At 67.1% G+C, this 17,881-nt stretch carries 11 protein-coding genes; 6 read left to right on the top strand and 5 right to left on the bottom strand.

The genetic code is table 11. The features are described 5' to 3' along the window. Positions 1–3: 3 nt before the first annotated feature. Positions 4–1,869 carry an ABC-F family ATP-binding cassette domain-containing protein gene (locus VPH47_RS04535; protein ID WP_368850224.1) on the bottom strand — a complete coding sequence of 622 codons (1,866 nt, stop codon included), beginning with the start codon at positions 1,867–1,869 and terminating at the stop codon, positions 4–6. A gap of 336 nt (positions 1,870–2,205) precedes the next feature. Between VPH47_RS04535 and VPH47_RS04530 the strand changes: the two genes are divergently transcribed. After that, positions 2,206–4,593 carry a TonB-dependent receptor plug domain-containing protein gene (locus VPH47_RS04530; protein WP_368850223.1) on the top strand — a complete coding sequence of 796 codons (2,388 nt, stop codon included), beginning with the start codon at positions 2,206–2,208 and terminating at the stop codon, positions 4,591–4,593. A 187-nt stretch (positions 4,594–4,780) separates the two neighbouring features. Next, entirely contained in the window at positions 4,781–6,478 is a 1,698-nt protein-coding gene (gene ybaL / locus VPH47_RS04525; protein WP_368850222.1) for a YbaL family putative K(+) efflux transporter, read from the top strand. A 429-nt stretch (positions 6,479–6,907) separates the two neighbouring features. Here ybaL and VPH47_RS04520 read toward each other — a convergent pair whose 3' ends face one another. Continuing rightward, positions 6,908–8,194, bottom strand: coding sequence for an O-acetylhomoserine aminocarboxypropyltransferase/cysteine synthase family protein (locus tag VPH47_RS04520; RefSeq protein ID WP_368850221.1), 1,287 nt, complete (start codon positions 8,192–8,194; stop codon positions 6,908–6,910). A 182-nt stretch (positions 8,195–8,376) separates the two neighbouring features. On the opposite strand from VPH47_RS04520, the gene VPH47_RS04515 reads away from it, so the two are divergent. The 3 genes from VPH47_RS04515 (at position 8,377) to VPH47_RS04505 (ending at position 11,347) form a co-directional block, all read left to right on the top strand. Next, on the top strand, positions 8,377–9,114 hold the full coding sequence (locus VPH47_RS04515; RefSeq protein WP_049461520.1) for a response regulator transcription factor: 738 nt from the start codon (positions 8,377–8,379) through the stop codon (positions 9,112–9,114). Beyond that, on the top strand, positions 9,111–10,406 hold the full coding sequence (locus tag VPH47_RS04510; protein ID WP_368850220.1) for an ATP-binding protein: 1,296 nt from the start codon (positions 9,111–9,113) through the stop codon (positions 10,404–10,406). Before VPH47_RS04515 ends, VPH47_RS04510 begins: the two co-directional genes overlap by 4 nt. Before the next feature lie 140 nt (positions 10,407–10,546). Then, complete coding sequence (locus VPH47_RS04505) at positions 10,547–11,347, top strand: MipA/OmpV family protein (RefSeq protein ID WP_248858186.1); 801 nt, start codon at positions 10,547–10,549, stop codon at positions 11,345–11,347. Positions 11,348–11,419: 72 nt separating this feature from the next. Here the strand turns inward: VPH47_RS04505 and clpB are convergent, their stop codons facing one another. After that, a complete protein-coding gene (gene clpB, locus VPH47_RS04500; RefSeq protein ID WP_248858187.1) occupies positions 11,420–14,005 on the bottom strand; it encodes an ATP-dependent chaperone ClpB in 2,586 nt (861 codons plus the stop codon). Positions 14,006–14,186: 181 nt separating this feature from the next. After that, on the bottom strand, positions 14,187–15,008 hold the full coding sequence (locus VPH47_RS04495) for a DUF3014 domain-containing protein (RefSeq protein ID WP_368850219.1): 822 nt from the start codon (positions 15,006–15,008) through the stop codon (positions 14,187–14,189). Positions 15,009–15,180: 172 nt separating this feature from the next. Between VPH47_RS04495 and VPH47_RS04490 the strand changes: the two genes are divergently transcribed. Beyond that, complete coding sequence (locus tag VPH47_RS04490; RefSeq protein WP_368850218.1) at positions 15,181–15,891, top strand: glutathione S-transferase; 711 nt, start codon at positions 15,181–15,183, stop codon at positions 15,889–15,891. A gap of 79 nt (positions 15,892–15,970) precedes the next feature. Here the strand turns inward: VPH47_RS04490 and VPH47_RS04485 are convergent, their stop codons facing one another. Further along, a complete protein-coding gene (locus tag VPH47_RS04485; protein WP_368850217.1) occupies positions 15,971–17,575 on the bottom strand; it encodes a hypothetical protein in 1,605 nt (534 codons plus the stop codon). Positions 17,576–17,881: the final 306 nt, after the last annotated feature.

Genomic DNA, 17,881 nt, shown 5'->3' with positions numbered 1-17,881 from the left:
CGGTCAGGACTCCAGCAGCTCCATCCACGTCGCTTCGGCTTTTTCCAGCTGCGCGGCGGCGGTTTCGCGATCGCGGCCAAGCACGGCCATGCGGGTGGCATCGGCGTAGTTGGCCGGGTCGGCCAGCTGGCGGTCCAGTTCGGCCAGGGCGCCTTCCAGCTCGGCCACCTTGGCTTCGGCGGCGGCCAGCTTGTGCGGGTTCACCGGCTTCTTCTGCACCACCTGCGCGACCGGTGCGGTCTTGACCACCACCGGCTCTTCCACCTGCTCCATGCGCGCCTTGGTGCCCTGCGCCTGCGGACGGGTGCGCAGCCACGCCGCGTAGGCGTCGAGGTCGCCGTCGAACGGCTCGACCACACCATCGGCCACGCGCCAGTAGGTATCGCAGACCAGGCCGATCAGGTGGCGGTCATGCGAGACCATCACGATCGCGCCCTCGAAGGTGGCCAGTGCTTCGGCCAGCGCTTCGCGCATTTCCAGGTCAAGGTGGTTGGTCGGTTCGTCCAGCAGCAGCACGTTCGGCTGCTGCCAGGCGATCAGCGCCAGCGCCAGGCGCGCGCGCTCGCCACCGGAGAAACCATCCACCGGCTCGAACGCGCGGTCGCCCGGGAAGTTCCACTTGCCGAGGAAATCGCGGAACGACTGGTTCGGTGCGTCCGGCGCGATCTCGCGGAAGTGCTCCATCGGCGACTGGCCTTCGTGCAGCGACTCCACCGTGTGCTGGGCGAAGTAGCCGATCTTCAGGTCCGGATGCGCCATGCGCTCGCCAACAATCGGCGCCAGTTCGCCCACCAGGGTCTTCACCAGCGTGGTCTTACCAGCACCGTTGGGGCCGAGCAGGCCGATGCGCTGGCCCGCTTCCAGGCCGAAGCCGACGTTGTGCAGGATCACCGCATCCTTGCCGTAGCCGGCCTCGACGTGGTTCAGGCGGATCAGCGAGAACGGCAGCTTGGCCGGCGGCGCGAACTCGATGCGGAACTCGCGCTCGGCGCGCACCGCTTCGGTGCCGGCCAGCTTGGCCAGGCGCTTCATGCGGCTCTGCGCCTGCGCGGCCTTGCTGGCCTGCGCCTTGAAGCGGTCGATGAAGCTCTGCAGGTGGGCGCGCTCGGCCTGTTCCTTCTCGTGCGCGATCTGCTGCTGGCGCAGCTGTTCGGCGCGCTGGCGCTCGAAATCGGTGTAGCCGCCCGGGTAGAGCTTGGCGCCGCCACCGTGCAGGTGCAGGGTGTGGGTGGCCACGTTGTCGAGGAACTCGCGGTCATGCGAGATCAGCAGCAGCGTGCCCGGGTACTTCAGCAGCCACTGTTCCAGCCAGTACACCGCATCCAGATCCAGGTGGTTGGTCGGTTCGTCCAGCAGCAGCAGGTCGCTGGGCATCATCAGCGCGCGTGCCAGGTTCAGGCGCACGCGCCAACCGCCGGAGAACGAGGAAACCGCGCGATGGTGGGTCTCGGCCGGGAAGCCCAGGCCATGCAGCAGCTTGCCGGCACGCGCTTCGGCGTCGTAGGCATTGAGCTCGGCCATCTTCGTATGCGCTTCGGCCACCGCTTCCCAGTCTTCGCGGGCGGTCGCCTCGGCCTCGGCAGCCAGCACCGCGGCCACCTCGATGTCGCCGCCGAGCACGAAGCTCAGCGCCGGGTCGGGCAGCGACGGGGTTTCCTGGGCGACGCTGGCGATGCGCACCTTGCCGGGCAGGTCCACATCGCCCTTGTCGGCCTCCAGCTCACCCTTCACTGCCGCGAACAGGCTGGACTTGCCAGCACCGTTGCGGCCGACCACACCCACCCGGTAACCGGCGTGCAGGGTCAGGTCGACATTGGACAACAGCAGCCGCTCGCCGCGGCGCAAGGCGAAATTACGAAGGGAGATCATCGGGGGAGGCGTCCATATAACCGAATGGAATGTGCTGGTGAGCACTGTTCCTGCGACGCAATTCTAGCGTTAACGAATACTTGACGCGTCCCGGGATGCGCGGCGGCCGGCGTTCCTCTCTCCCACGTCCTCGCCGCGCGCGTCCCGGGCTCCCTCCCCCGCCAGTGCCGATCCGGGCTAAATGGTTGCTGCTGCAACGTTTTTTCCGATGACCGGCATTTGACAGGCACTGAATATCCCGTTAATTCCTGCTTTGCGCACCGCAACAACCGCCGTCCGCCTCACCCCCGTGATGTCGATTCCGGTGCCGCCCCCGCCAACCGGAGCTCCGTCCCGATGACCCGCAAGACCAGCCTGATCGCCGCCGCCGTCGCTGTCGCACTCGGTGGCTCTCCGTTCGTTGCCGCTGCCCAGCAGGCCGGCACCGCCGCCAACACCCTGGACACGGTGATCGTGACCGGTACCCGCGTGGCCGACCGCACGGTGGCCGAGTCGCAGTCGCCGATCGACATCATCACCCCCGAAGCCCTGCAGTCCACCGGTACCAGTGAGCTGGCCACCGCACTGTCGCGCGCCCTGCCCTCACTGAACTTCCCGCGCCCGGCGCTGACCGACGGCACCAGCGGTGTGCGCCCGGCGCAGCTGCGTGGCCTGTCGCCGGACCAGGTGCTGGTGCTGGTCAACGGCAAGCGCCGCCACACCTCGGCGATGATCAACGTCAACGGCAGCATCGGCCGTGGCTCGTCGGCGGTGGACATCAACGCGATCCCGATCGCTGCCATCGAGCGCGTGGAAGTGCTGCGCGACGGCGCGTCGGCGCAGTACGGCTCGGACGCCATCGCCGGCGTCATCAACATCGTGCTCAAGGGCAGCGGCCGTGGCGGCAGCCTGGCCGTGGACTACGGCCAGTACTCGGCCGGTGACGGCAACAAGTACCAGCTCTCCGGCGATACCGGCGTCGAGTTCGGCAACGGCCGTGGCCGCGTGCACGTGGCCGGCCAGATCAGCCAGCAGGACGAGAGCAACCGCGCCGGCCCGTACCGCGGCACCACGCCGAATACCGGCAACTACCCGAGCATCGGCCAGAAGACCTTCATCGTCGGCGACCCGCGCGTGGACGCCACTGCGGCCTCGGCCAACGCCAGCTTCGACTTCAGCGACCACGTGACCGGCTACGCCAGCGCGCTGCTCAGCAACCGCGACATCACCTCGTTCGCGTTCTACCGCTCGCGCAACCATCTGAACCAGACCGCGCTGCTGGCGCAGACCTACCCGGACGGTTTCGTGCCGGAGATCAACCAGTATTCCAAGGACCGCTCGCTGGTAGCCGGCGTCAAGGGCAACACCGACAACGGCTGGACCTGGGACCTGAGCCTGAACCACGGCGAGAACACCCTCGACTTCCACACCCGCAACAGCATCAACTACAGCCTGGGTGCGACCAGCCCGCGCTCGTTCTACGACGGCACGCTGAAGTACCAGCAGGACATCTTCAATGCCGACCTGACCAAGTCGCTGGACTGGGGCCTGGCCTATCCGGTCACGCTGTCCTTCGGCGGTGAGTACCGCAAGGAGAAGTGGGACCAGAAGCCAGGCGAACTGAACTCGTACACCGGCAGTGGCGCGCAGGGCTTCGGTGGCTTCACCCCGACCAATGAAGTGCATGCCGACCGCCACAACTACGCGGTCTACGCCGGCCTGGAAGCGGACCTGACCGAGAAGTTCTCGGCCGGCATCACCGGCCGCTACGAGGACTACTCGGACTTCGGCGACCGCTTCTCCGGCAAGCTGTCGGCGCGCTACGCATTCACCGACAAGGTCGCGCTGCGTGCCACGGCCTCCAGCGGCTTCCGCGCACCGTCGCTGGCGCAGCAGGGCTACCAGGCGGTCACCAGCCAGTTCACCAACGGCGTGTTCGTCGAGCGCGGCACCTTCCCCACCACCAGCCAGGCCGCACAGGCACTGGGCGCCTCGCCGCTGAAGGCTGAGACCTCTACCTCCTACAGCGTGGGCCTGGTGCTGCAGCCGGTCGACCGCCTGTACATCACTGTCGACGCCTACCAGATCGACATCGATGACCGTATCGCGCTGTCGTCCAGCATCACCACCAATGCCGCCAGCAGCGCGTTGCTGACCAGCCTGGGCCTGCCGCAGGTGACCGCGTTCTCGTACTTCACCAACGGCCTCGATACGCGCACCCGCGGTGTCGATTTCGTGTCCAGCTACACCGTGCCCTTCAGCGCCAGCAGCCTGGAACTGACCGCCGCGTACAGCTACAACGACACCGAAGTACGCCGCGTTGGCGGTACCCCGGCGGTGTTCGGCACGCTGGGCCTGAACCAGTCGCTGATCGGCCGCGATGAGATCGGCCGCATCGAGGACAGCTATCCGCGCGACAAGGCGATCCTGAGCGGCACCTGGCGTTCGGACCACTGGGAACTGGGCCTGGCCGCGACCCGCTACGGCAAGTTCACGGTGCGCAACTCGGCCACCGCACTGCGCGACCAGACCTATGGCGACGCCTGGGTGGTGGATGCCTCGGCCAGCTACAAGCCGAGCAGCAACTGGACCCTGACCGTGGGCGCCGACAACCTGCTGGACAAGTATCCGGACCGCACCGAAGACCTGCAGAACTCCACCTTCGGCATGCTGCCGTACAGCAACTACTCACCGTTCGGCTTCAACGGCGCGTACGTGTACGGGCGGATCAAGTACACCTGGTAAGCGGTATCGGTAGCGCCGGGCCATGCCCGGCGCCGCTCTGGTAGCGCCGGCCGCTGGCCGGCAATCCCCTGGTGGGGTCAGATCCTTTTCCTGCGGAAAAGGGATCTGACCCCATTCGCATTTAAGGTTTGCCGTATCTGGCCTCATCGGTGAAAATCGGGATACCCCCGATTTCCTGCGAGTGCCGATGCACCATGACACCGACCTGATCAACATCGTTGCCGTTGGCCTGGGGCTCGCCTTCATCTTCGGCGCGCTGGCCAACAAGCTCCGCTTGTCTCCCCTGGTCGGTTACCTGGTTGCTGGCATCTGCGTAGGCCCGTTCACTCCCGGCTTCGTTGCCGACCAGGCGCTGGCCAACCAGCTGGCCGAGCTGGGCGTGATGCTGCTGATGTTCGGCGTCGGCCTGCACTTCTCGCTGAAGGACCTGATGGCGGTCAAGGCCATCGCCATCCCCGGTGCCATCGGCCAGATCGCGGTCGCTACCCTGCTCGGCTGGGGCGTAGCCTCGCTGATGGGCTGGCCCCCCATCCATGGCGTCATCTTCGGTTTCTCGCTGGCCACCGCCAGTACCGTGGTACTGCTGCGGGCGATGGAGGAACGCCGCCTGCTGGAAACCATGCGCGGCAAGATCGCGGTCGGCTGGCTGATCGTGGAAGACCTGGCCTGTGTGCTGGCGCTGGTGATGATGCCGGTGATGGCCGGTGTCTTCGGCCCCGACGCGGCCAAGGAATCGCACTCGCTGGGCAGCGTGCTGGCCGACATCGGCTGGACCTTCGTGCAGCTGGGCCTGTTCGTGGCGGTGATGCTGGTGGTCGGGCGCCGGGTCATCCCGTGGATCCTCGAACGTATCGCCGGCACCGGTTCGCGCGAACTGTTCACCCTGTCGGTGCTGGCGATCGCGCTGGGCGTGGCGTTCGGCTCGGCGATGCTGTTCGGCGTCTCGTTCGCGCTGGGCGCGTTCTTCGCCGGCATGCTGCTCAACGAATCGGAGCTGAGCCACAAGGCCGCGCATGATTCACTGCCGCTGCGCGATGCGTTCGCGGTGCTGTTCTTCGTCTCGGTGGGCATGCTGTTCGATCCGAACATCCTCATCCAGCACCCGTGGCAGGTGCTGGCCACGGTGCTGATCATCATGTTCGGCAAGTCGGCGGCGGCGTTCTTCATCGTGCGCGCCTTCGGCCACCCGACCAGCACCGCGCTGACCATCTCGGCCAGCCTGGCGCAGATCGGCGAATTCGCCTTCATCATCGCCGGCCTCGGCGTGGCGCTGCAGATCCTGCCGAAGGAAGGCCAATCGCTGGTACTGGCCGGTGCGCTGGTGTCGATCATGCTCAACCCGCTGGTATTCGGGCTGCTGGACCGTTGGCAGGCCAAGCAGGAACAGCAGCCGCAGCCGGCCGAGCCGGAAGAGGCCATCGGCCCATCGCGTGATCTGAACGGGCACGCGATCGTGATCGGCTACGGCCGGGTCGGCAGCGAGCTGGCACAGGTGCTGCGCGATCGCGGCGTGCCGGTGCTGGTGATCGATGACAACAAGGAACATGTCGAGCAGGCGCACGCCAAGGGCCTGGCGGCGATCCGTGGCAGTGCTGCCGCCGACCGGGTGCTGGCCGAGGCCCATCCGGAGCGCGCGAAGATTGCGGTGCTGGCGATTCCACAGCCACTGGAGGCCGGTGAGGCGCTGGCCAAGCTGCGGGCGATCAACCCGGAGCTGACGCTGCTGGCGCGTGCGCACAGCGATGCGGAGGTGAAGCATCTGCTGGAACACGGTGCGGATGGCACGGTGATGGCCGAGCGTGAGCTGGCGTACTCGCTGGCGGAGATGGTGATGTCCACGCCGCCGTATCGCGGGCTGGGACAGCACAGTATTCCGGTGGTGTGAGGGGTGTGGGTGCGGCAGGGCTTGCAGCCCTGCACCTGCTGAAGCAACGTCAACGACAAAAGCAAAAGCTGGCATTCCGTGGGATGGCGGGGTGGGTCCGGTGGCAGGAGACGCCGTAAACCCTTCCATGGGGGCTTGGCCGCGGCATCCATGCCGCGGACACTCCCGCCACCGGACCCACCCCGCCTTCGACAATTTCCTGCGGCTGTTGGTAGGTGTCGATCTTGGTCGACACGGCGGTGCATGGGGTCAGATCCGTTTTCCGCAGGAAAACGGATCTGACCCGGAAACAAAAGAATCCCCGGTCGACCCGCATCGACCGGGGATCTGGATCGCCACGTTGCCACGCCTTGGAGAGGCAGTTCCACCGTAGCGCATCGCGGCGTGCGTGGTGATCGCCTGTGGCGATGACGACCAAGCGTGCGGCTATCAGGCGCCGGCCAGGGCCTGTTCCAGGTCGGCGCGCAGGTCGCCGATGTGCTCGATGCCGATCGACAGCCGCACCGTGTCTTCGCTGACGCCGGCCTTGGCCAGTTCGGCGGCGTCCAGCTGGCGATGGGTGGTCGAGGCGGGATGGGTGGCCAGTGACTTCGCGTCGCCCAGGTTGACCAGGCGGGTGAACAGCTTCAGTGCATCGAGGAAGCGTGCGCCGGCTTCACGGCCGCCCGGCAGGCCGAAGGTCAGTACGCCCGAGCCGTGCCCGCCCAGGTAGCGCTGCGCGGCGGCGTGCTCGGGGTCGTCGGCCAACCCGGCGTAGCGCACCCAGGCCACCTTTGCGTGTGACTTCAGGAACTGCGCGACGGCCAGTGCGTTGGCGTTGATGCGTTCCATGCGCAGCGCCAGGGTCTCGATGCCCTGCAGGATCAGGAACGCGTTGAACGGTGACAGCGCCGCGCCGGTATTGCGCAGCGGCACCACCCGCGCGCGGCCGATGTAGGCCGCTGGCCCCAGCGCTTCGGTATAGACCACGCCGTGGTAGCTGGGATCGGGCTGGTTGAGCCGCGCGAAGCGCTGGGGTTGTGCAGCCCAGTCGAAGCGGCCGGAATCGACGATCGCACCGCCCAGGCTGTTGCCGTGGCCGCCGAGGTACTTGGTCAGCGAATGCACCACGATGTCGGCGCCGTGCTCGAACGGGCGCAGCAGGAACGGGGTGGCCACGGTGTTGTCGACGATCAGCGGCACGCCGGCGGCATGCGCGACCTCGGCGATGGCGACGATGTCGGTGACGTTGCCACGCGGGTTGCCGATCGATTCGACGAACACGGCCTTCGTGCGTTCATCGATCAACGCGGCGAACGCGGACGGATCGGCCGGGTCGGCGAAGCGCGCCTGGATGCCGTACTGCGGCAGGGTGTGCGCCAGCAGGTTGAGGCTGCCGCCATACAGCGCACTGGAGGCGACGATGTTGTCGCCCGCCTCGGCGATGGTCTGGATGGCATAGGTGATGGCCGCCTGCCCCGAGGCCAGCGCCAGCGCACCGATGCCGCCTTCCAGCGCGGCCAGGCGCTGCTCCAGTACGTCGGTGGTGGGGTTCATGATGCGCGTGTAGATGTTGCCCGGCACCTTCAGATCGAACAGGTCGGCACCCTGCTGGGTGTCATCGAAGGCATAGGCCACGGTCTGGTAGATCGGTACCGCCACCGCACGTGTGGTCGGGTCGGGACGGTAGCCGCCGTGCACGGCCAGGGTTTCCAGTTGCCACTGCGGGTCGCTCATTGCACCAGGCTCCATCCGGGGAAACCGCCACCATAGGCCAGCCGGGAGCATCCGCTGAGAGCCGCTGGCGATGACGCCAGTACCACCGGTTATCAGGTTGGCCACGATTCAGGCAGCCGTCATGGGCCATTGCTAGGCTTCGCCACCGGGCGCCCCTGCCCGGGCACGGAGGCCCAACGCGCATGCAGCCATCCCCTTGGACACCCACCGCCAGCGGTACGCCGACCCCGGTCCTGCTGGTGGAGGACGACCGCCGCCTGGCAGAGCTGGTCAGCGACTATCTCCACGAACATGGCTTCGCCGTGCAGCATGTGGCCCGTGGCGACCTGGCCGGTGCCGCCTGCCGCCAGCACGCGCCGGAACTGGTGGTGCTGGACCTGATGCTGCCCGGCCTGGGCGGCATCGACGTGTGCCGGCAGATCCGCAGCTTCTCCGATGTGCCGATCCTGATGCTGACGGCCTGCGAGGACGACATCGAGCAGGTGCTCGGCCTGGAATCGGGCGCCGACGACTATGTGCACAAGCCGATCGAGCCGCGCCTGCTGCTGGCTCGCCTGCGCGCCCTGCTGCGCCGCCGCCATGGCAGCAGCAACACCGGCACCCCCTGCCGCCTGATGCACGGCGAGCTGCTGATCGACCGCATGCAGCGCGAGGTGCACCTGCACGGCCAGCCGGTGGACATGGGCACCACCGAATTCGAGATCCTGTGGCTGCTGGCCAGCCAGCCGGGGCAGATCCTCTCGCGTGACCAGATCCTGCAGGCGGTGCGCGGCATCGGCTTCGACGGGCTGGACCGCAGTGTCGATGTCAGCATCGGCAAGCTGCGCCGCAAGCTGGGGGATGACGCGCGCGAACCGCGGCGGATCAAGACGGTGTGGGGCCGCGGCTACCAGTTCAATCCCTCGTCCTGGTCGGCATGAAGCGGCTGTTCCTGCGCCTGTGGCTGGTGGTCGGCGCGAGCTTCCTGATCACCCTGCTGCTGATCAACGTGATCTTCGATCGCATCTACCTGCCGTTCCAGCAGCGTGTATTCGCAGAACAGGTGCGCGGCCAGTTGTATGCATTGCGGCAGGGGCTGGACGGAAAGGACTCCGCCACCCAGCAGAACCAGCTGGCGCAATGGCAACCCCACTATGGCATTGCACTGGCACTGCTGCCGTCAGCGCCGGCCCTCGAGGCCGGCGAACAGGAACAGCTGCGGCGCAACGGGCTCATCTCCCGGCAGAAGTTCGAGATCGTACTGGCGCCGCTTGATCCACTGCATCCCGATGGCCCCTGGCTGCGCCTGCACCTGCCAGGCGAGCCGTCGATGACCCTCTATCTCACCCTGATCGCCTATTCGGTGATGCTGGCCCTGTTCGGGCTGTGCCTGTACGCCTGGGTGCGCCTGCTCTGGCGTGATCTGGACGCCTTGCGCGTGCATGCCGACCGCATCGGCGCCGGCGATCTGCAGGCACGCGCGCAGGTCTCGCCGCGCTCGCAGATCCGGGTCATCGTCGACCATTCCAACCGCATGGCCGCACGCGTGGCCGAGCTGGTGCAGCGCCAGCGCGACCTGACCCATGCGATCTCGCACGAACTGCGTACCCCCATCGCACGCGTGGCCTTCGGCCTGGACCTGATGCAGGACAGCGATGATCGCGATCGCCGCGCACGGCTGGCCCAGGGCCTGCATGGCGACCTGGCCGAACTCAACCGGCTGGTCAGCGAACTGTTGGCCTATGAACGCCTGGAACACCCCAGCGACGGCGAGCCTCTGCAACGCATCGAGGCCAATGACTGGCTGCAGGACTGCCTCGCCGATGCGCGACGCGACGCGGAACGGACCGGACTCGTCGTGCGCGTGCAGCCCAGTGCGTTGCCGCGGGTGGATGCCGAACCGCGGCTGCTGCAGCTGGCGCTGAGCAACCTGGTCGGCAACGCACTGCGTCATGCGCATTCGCAGGTCGAAGTCTCACTGGTTGGTGTGGGTGGCCGCGCCTGCCTGCGCGTGGATGATGACGGCCCGGGCATCGCCGAGGCCGACCACGAAAAAGTGATGCGCCCGTTCACCCGCCTGGATGACAGCCGCAGCCGCGATACCGGCGGCTTCGGCCTGGGCCTGGCCATCGTCAACCGCATTGCAGCCCGCCACGGCGGCGAGCTGCGCATCAGCCGCGCCACGCTGGGCGGCGCGCGCCTGGAAATGCACTGGCCGCTGGCTGCCAGCTGAACGCCTACGGGCACGATTACAGTTGATTACAACTCCCGCACAACTGCGGACGGATCGGTCGCCGGCATATCGCCACGCTGGCGACCCTGCAGCACACGCCGGATGCGCGTGCTGCACTCCTCCCATTGTCGAGAGTGCCCATGTCCCAGCGTCACCGTTCCCCGTCCCTGCTCTGCCTGGCCCTGCTGCCCCTGTTCGCCGCGCCGATCGCCCATGCCAAGGAGGATCACTGGACCTTCGAAGTCGCCGCCGGTGGTGGCGTGACCCCGCGCTACAGCGGCAGCGAGGACTATCGTGCGACGCCATCGCTGTCCTTCGATGTCACCTCGCCGGGGGGATGGTTTCTGGGCACCAGTGGCATCGGCTGGGGCACCTCCATCGGCGAGCACACCCGCGTACGGGCCTACGTCGGCGCCAGCGGCATCCGCAAGGACAAGGACTCCCTGCTCGGCGGTTCGGACTTCCTGCGCGGCATGGGTGATATCGATACCCGTCCCCTGGTCGGCGTCTCGGCTGGTTATACGCTGGGCGAAGCCGTGCTGAGTGGCTCCTGGCAGTTCACCCGCAAGGACGAGGACAAGGCCGAGAACGGCCTGGCCACCCAGCAGATCCACCTGAACCTGACGATGCCGCTGTTCGACCTGGCCGGCGGCGTGGTCAGCGGCAGCGTGTCCACCGACTACGGCAACCGTGGCTACATGCAGACCTGGTACGGCGTCAGCCCGGAACAGGCGGCGCGCACCGGCTTTGCCCAGCACACGCCGAAGGCCGGCCTGGTCAGTGCCGGTCTTGGCCTGAAATGGAGCCACCGCGTGGGCCGCAACGGCAACTGGTACATCTCGGCCGAGGGCACGCGACTGCTTGGCGACGCCGCCGACAGCCCGATCGTGCAGAAGCCCAACCAGTTCGGCCTGATGAGCGGCTACACGCACCGCTTCTGAGTGGGCGCCGGGCATGGCCCGGCGTACTCCGCAGGAAACGGGGCGCCGCGATCAGGCAGCGCCCCGTGTGAATCACGCCTTGGCGAACACCAGGTGGCCGCCGTCGTTGCCGACTTCGATGGTGTCGCCGTTGGCGAAGGCACCGGACAGGATCTTCTGCGCCAGCGGGTTCTCCAGCTGCGCCTGGATCGCGCGCTTCAACGGGCGTGCGCCATACACCGGATCGAAACCGACGTTGCCAAGCAGGTCGAACGCTGCATCGGACACCACCAGCTTCAAGCCACGCTCGGCCAGCCGCTTTTCCAGGCCACGCATCTGGATGCGCGCGATCTGCTTGATCTGCTGCTTGTCCAACGGGTGGAACACCACGATGTCGTCCAGGCGGTTGATGAACTCCGGACGGAAGTGCGCCTGCACCACGCCCATCACCGCCGCCTTCATCTGCGTGTAGGCCTCCGGGCTGTCATCAGCGCTCATGTCCTGGATCTGGTGCGAACCCAGGTTCGAGGTCATCACGATGACGGTGTTGCGGAAGTCCACGGTGCGGCCCTGGCCATCGGTCAGGCGGCCATCGTCCAGTACCTGCAGCAGGATGTTGAACACATCCGGATGCGCCTTCTCCACTTCGTCGAGCAGGATCAGCGAGTACGGACGGCGACGCACGGCCTCGGTCAGGTAGCCACCCTCTTCGTATCCGACGTAGCCCGGGGGCGCACCGATCAGGCGGGCGACGCTGTGCTTCTCCATGAACTCGCTCATGTCGATGCGGATCATCGCGTCGGCACTGTCGAACAGGAACTCGGCCAGCGACTTGCACAGCTCGGTCTTGCCGACGCCGGTCGGGCCGAGGAAGAGGAACGAACCGGCCGGGCGATTCGGATCGGACAGGCCCGCACGCGAACGGCGCACGGCATCGGAGACGACCTTGATCGCCTCCTCCTGGCCGACCACGCGGTTGTGCAGCACCTCTTCCATCCGCAGCAGCTTGTCGCGCTCACCTTCGAGCATCTTGTTGACCGGGATGCCGGTCCAGCGCGATACGACCTCGGCGATCTCCTCGTCGGTGACCCGATCCTGCACCAGCTTGAAGTCCCTGTGTTCGGCTTCCTGCGCAGCGGCCAGCTGCTTTTCCAGCTGCGGCAGCAGGCCGTACTGGATCTCGCTCATCTTGGCGAAATCCTGGCGGCGCTGCGCGGCTTCCAGCTCCAGCTTGGCCTGCTCGACCTGCTCCTTGATCTTGGTCGCGCCCTGCAGCGCGGCCTTCTCCGACTTCCAGATTTCATTGAGGTCGGAGAACTCGCGCTCCAGCGCCTCGATGTCGTTCTCCAGATCGGCCAGGCGCTGCCGCGAGGCCTCGTCCTTTTCCTTCTTCAGCATCTCGCGCTGGATCTTCAGCTGGATCACCCGGCGTTCCAGGCGGTCCAGCTCCTCCGGCTTGGAGTCGATCTCCATGCGCAGGCGCGAAGCGGCCTCGTCCATCAGGTCGATGGCCTTGTCCGGCAGCTGGCGGTCGGTGATGTAGCGGTTGGACAGCGTGGCGGCGGCGACGATGGCCGGGTCGGTGATCTCCACGCCATGGTGCAGCGCGTACTTTTCCTTCAGGCCGCGCAGGATGGCGATGGTGTCCTCCACCGACGGCTCACCGACGAAGACCTTCTGGAAGCGGCGCTCCAGCGCGGCATCCTTCTCGATGTACTTGCGGTACTCGTCCAGCGTGGTCGCGCCGATGCAATGCAGCTCACCGCGTGCCAGCGCCGGCTTCAGCATGTTGCCGGCATCCATCGCGCCGTCAGCCTTGCCGGCGCCCACCATGGTGTGCAGTTCGTCGATGAACAGGATGATCTGGCCTTCGTTCTTGGCCAGGTCGTTGAGCACGCCCTTGAGGCGTTCCTCGAATTCGCCACGGAACTTGGCGCCGGCAATCAACGCGCCCATGTCCAGCGACAGCACACGCTTGCCGCGCAGTCCCTCGGGCACTTCGTCGTTGATGATGCGCTGGGCCAGGCCTTCCACGATCGCGGTCTTGCCCACGCCGGGTTCGCCGATCAGCACCGGGTTGTTCTTGGTCCGGCGCTGCAGCACCTGGATGGTGCGGCGGATCTCCTCGTCACGGCCGATCACCGGATCGAGCTTGCCGCTCTCGGCACGCGCGGTCAGGTCGATGGTGTACTTCTCCAGCGCCTGCCGCTGTTCCTCGGCATTCTCCGACTGCACGTTCTCGCCGCCACGCAGCTTGTCGATCGCGGCCTGCAGGCGGGTCTTGTCGGCACCGGCGGCGCGCAGCGCCATGCCCAGCGTGCCACTGTCTTCCAGCGCCGCCAGCACGAACCACTCGCTGGCGATGAAAGCATCGCCGTTCTGCTGGGCCAGCTTGTCGGTCTGGTTCAGCAGACGCCCCAGGTCATTGCCCATCGAGACGTTGCCGGCCTGGCCGGACACCTTGGGCAGCGCATCCAGCGCCTCGGTCAGGCGCTCGCGCAGGACCGGCACGTTCACCCCCGCCTGGGCCAGCAGCGGGCGCGTGCTGCCGCCCTGCTGGTCCAGCAACGCGCTGAACAGGTGAACCGGTTCGATGATGCTGTTGTCGCGGCCCACGGCCAGCGACTGTGCGTCTGCCAGCGCCTGCTGGAAACGCGAGGTGAGCTTGTCCATCCGCATTGCGAAACCTCATCGGTCATCAGGGCCGGCCCGCGCCGGCGATGCTGGAAAGATGCGGTTGCCCCACCCCGTTTCAAGGGTGACTGCGACTGCACCCCGAGGCCAGTCAGCCTGCGGCCAGCATGCCGGAACGGGTGTGGTCGGCGCGTTGATCCCGATCAGTTCTGCGCGGTGGACGGGCTCAGCCGGTGATCGCGCCGCGGATCGCCCGCAGCTGCTGCTTGACCGTCCTTGCCTGCCCCACATCCATGCGCAGCAGGGCCTTCTGGCCGATGGACCTCGACTGCAGGGTGGGATCGACGAAGCGATAGCGGCCGCGTTCATCGCGTGCCACCTGCGGCGCCTGGGCCAGTTCCGGGGTCTCCAGCAGGTGGTCGATCACCGCCACCAGACGGTCGTTGAAGTAGCCCTCGGGCCGGCCCAAGTCGACGTAAGCCTGCTGGATCAACGGATAGAAGCGCTTGTAGGTTGTCGCCGTTGCCGCCGGGTCCAGCGCGGTGAAGGCCTGCACGTAGGGCGCATAGCGCGCCGCGTTGCTGGCGGCGATGTGTTCACCGCCTTCGCCTGGCTCCACCTGCAGGTTGCCGGGCAGCGGCCGCGCGGCGAGCGCGGTCGGCGGCACGCTGGGCTTGTCCAGATTGTCGACCTGGGTGACCAGGCGTTGGATCAGGTGGTCGCGCAGCAACAGGGTCAGCGGCCCCTCGCCCTGGAACAACTGGCTCAGTGCGCCCCAGGCCGCGGCATCGCTGTCAGCCAGCTTGGGCAGCGCCGGGTCGGCCGCAGCCTCGGCATCCAGCGGATGCTTGATCGGGGGTGGTGCTGGCGCGGGCTCTGCGGCCGCCTTCGGTTGTGGCGGTGCACCGGTACTGGCCGGGGTTGATTGCACTGGGACCGAGACTCCGTCCGCCAGGCTCTTCAGCTGGTCGCGGAACAGCCAACCGCCCGCGCCACCGATCACCACCACGCCCAACACCCAGGGCCAAACCGCTTTTCCACTCTGCATGATGCAGTCCCTCATCGTTTCACCTGCATGGACAAGGTGTGACCCGGCTGATTCCAGCCGGTTCCCCGCTTGTTCCGCTGCCGTTCGGGTTGAGGCACCCGTCTTTCACGCTCACGTCTGCTTTGCACTGCCCGCGCGAGGCTATGTGTCCTTGTCTTGCGGAGACACCGCCATGCAGTACGCGCTGTATTACTGGACCGGCATCCAGGGCCGTGGCGAGTTCGTGCGGCTGGCGCTGGAAGATGCCGGTGCCGACTACATCGACATGGCGCGGGTGCACGGCGATGCAGTAATGCAGCCGTTTCTCGATGGCAGCAGTGAAGGTGCACAGCCCTTCGCGCCGCCGTTCCTGAAGGCCGGTCGCCAGGTCATCGCGCAGGTCGCGGCCATCCTGGATTTCCTGGGCCCGACGCTGGACCTGGTGCCGCAGGCGGCCTCGCGGCGGATGCAGGCGCTGCAACTGCAGCTGACCATCGCTGATCTGGTGGCCGAGGTGCATGACACCCATCATCCGATTGCCGCATCGAAGTACTACGAAGAGCAGAAGACCGAGGCCAAGGCACGTGCCACGTCGCTGCGCAGCGAACGGCTGCCGAAGTTCCTCGGCTACTTCGAGCAGGTGCTGGCCGCCAACGGTGGCCGTCATGCACTGCGCGAACATTCGTATGTGGATCTGTCGCTGTTCCAGCTGCTGAGCGGGCTGGACTACATGTTCCCGCGCCGGATGCAGGCACTGGCGCCGACCCTGCCCCTGCTGCGTGCGCTGCAGGAGCGGGTGGCGAAGCGGCCGAACATCGCCGCCTATCTGGGCTCGGAGCGGCGGTTGCCGTTCAACACCAACGGCATCTTCCGCCACTATCCCGAGCTGGATGGGGAGCGGTAGTGCCGGCCGCTGGCCGGCAGCTGCACACTGCGTCCGAGGTCCATGAGGATGCCGGCCAGCGGCCGGCACTACCCTGGGGTCAGCTGTTCTCACCCAGCGGTTTCACCGCCTGCTTCTGCAGCGACAACAGGCCCAGCAGCAGCGCCAATGCCACGTACGCGCCGGCAAACTGCCAGCTGATGATGCCCGCCAGCCCGTCCAGGTCCCACGGCAGGTAGATGCCGCCGCGCGGGTCCACCGAGTGGATCAGGCCGAACAGGGTCAGCACGGCGGCCACCAGCAGGAAGCCGCAGGCGCGGCGCAGGCGTCCATCAACCATGGCCGCCACCGCCGAGATCCACAGCATCGACGTGATGATGAAGCCGTTGCCAAGGGTGAAGATCACCGCCAGCTCGGGCAGGCCGTGGCCGTCGAGCTTGGTCAGCAGCTGCGGCAGCTGATCCGGCGCGATCCAGCCCGGTGCCTTGATCGCCAGCAGGTACGCTACCGACGGCAGGAAACCGAACACCATCGCGCCGGTGTGGTGGCGCGGCGTGGCCTGGAAGGCCTGGGTGGTGATATCGATGGCCACGTACACGATGATCGGTGCCAGCACCGCCAGCGGCAGCCACTGCACCAGCCCGGAGATGATGCCCAGCATGCCGCCGATGCCGACGAACAGGCCGGTCAGCAGCGTGTAGCCGCTGCGCGCGCCCATGTGCTTGTAGGCCGGCTGGCCGATGTACGGTGTGGTCTGCGCCACGCCGCCGCAGACACCGGCCACCAGCGTAGCCACCGCTTCCACCAGCAGGATGTCGCGGGTGCGGTAGTCATCACCAGCGGCGCGTGCGCTTTCGGACACGTTGATGCCACCGACCACCATCAGCAGGCCGAACGGCAGCAGCAGCGGCAGGTAGGTCATCGCCGTGGGCAGACCTTCGAGGAAGCCCAGCGTCGGCAGCGGCAGCACCACCTGCGGCGGCACCCACGCCGGCACATGGAAGCCCGGTGCGCCCAGCCCGGCGATACCGAGGCCGTAATACAGCACGGTACCGAACACGAAGGCCAGCAGCACGCCGGGGCCACGCACCGGCAGCTTGCCCTTGGCAATCAGCACGTACAGCAGCAGGCCCAGGGTGGTGAAGCCGACCAGCGGCGAGCGCAGCGTTTCCAGCAGCGGCAGCAGGCCCATCAGCACCAGCGCGATTCCCGCGATGGAACCCAGCAGCGCAGCCCGCGGCAGCGCGCGGGTGACCGCCTCGCCGAAGAACGACAGCACGAACTTGAGCACGCCCATGATGACCAGCGCGGCCATGCCCAGCTGCCAGGTGGCGATGCCCGCAGCATGCGGGTCCATGCCCTGCTGCTTGAAGGCGATGAAGGCCGGGCCGAGCACCAGCAGCGCCATGCCGATGCTGGTCGGTGCATCCAGGCCCAGCGGCATGGCAGTGACATCGTCGCGGCCGGTACGCGCGGCCAACCGGCGCGCCATCAGGGTGTACAGCAGGTTGCCGACCAGCACGCCGAAGGCGGTGCCAGGGAACATGCGGCCGAACACCACGTCGGCGGGGAACTGGAAGATCCCGACCAGGGCCATGGCGATGAAGCCGAGGATGGAGAGGTTGTCGACGACCAGGCCGAAGAAGCCGTTGAAGTCGCCGGCGACGAACCAGCGACGCGGTGCGGCGGAAGCGGGAGCGGACATGGAAGGGGCGGTGGGGGTGGGGACCGCCGATGGTAGGCCCAGCGGGGCCGGCGCGCCAATTCCGTCGTGGAATGATGGGTTCCAGCCAACGGCGGAGCCCCTCGTGGCTGGGGGTGGGTCGTCAAAAGCAGCTTTATCGGAGTGGGCCGGTCGGGATGGGCTGCGCAGGACACGCCGTAAACCTGCGGTGGTCAAGTTCTTCTGGACACTCCCAAAGGGAGTTCAGGCCACCTGCACTTCACGGAGCGCAGGTGGCACAAGGCCGTTGGCACTGTGCAGCCGACGGTGGTTGTACCAGTTCACAAA

The sequence above is a fragment of the Stenotrophomonas sp. WED208 genome, assembly GCF_040984485.1.
Lineage (GTDB): Bacteria > Pseudomonadota > Gammaproteobacteria > Xanthomonadales > Xanthomonadaceae > Stenotrophomonas > Stenotrophomonas riyadhensis.
The sequence above is the reverse complement of the archived record's forward strand: the minus strand, read 5'-3'. Positions and strand labels throughout refer to the sequence as shown.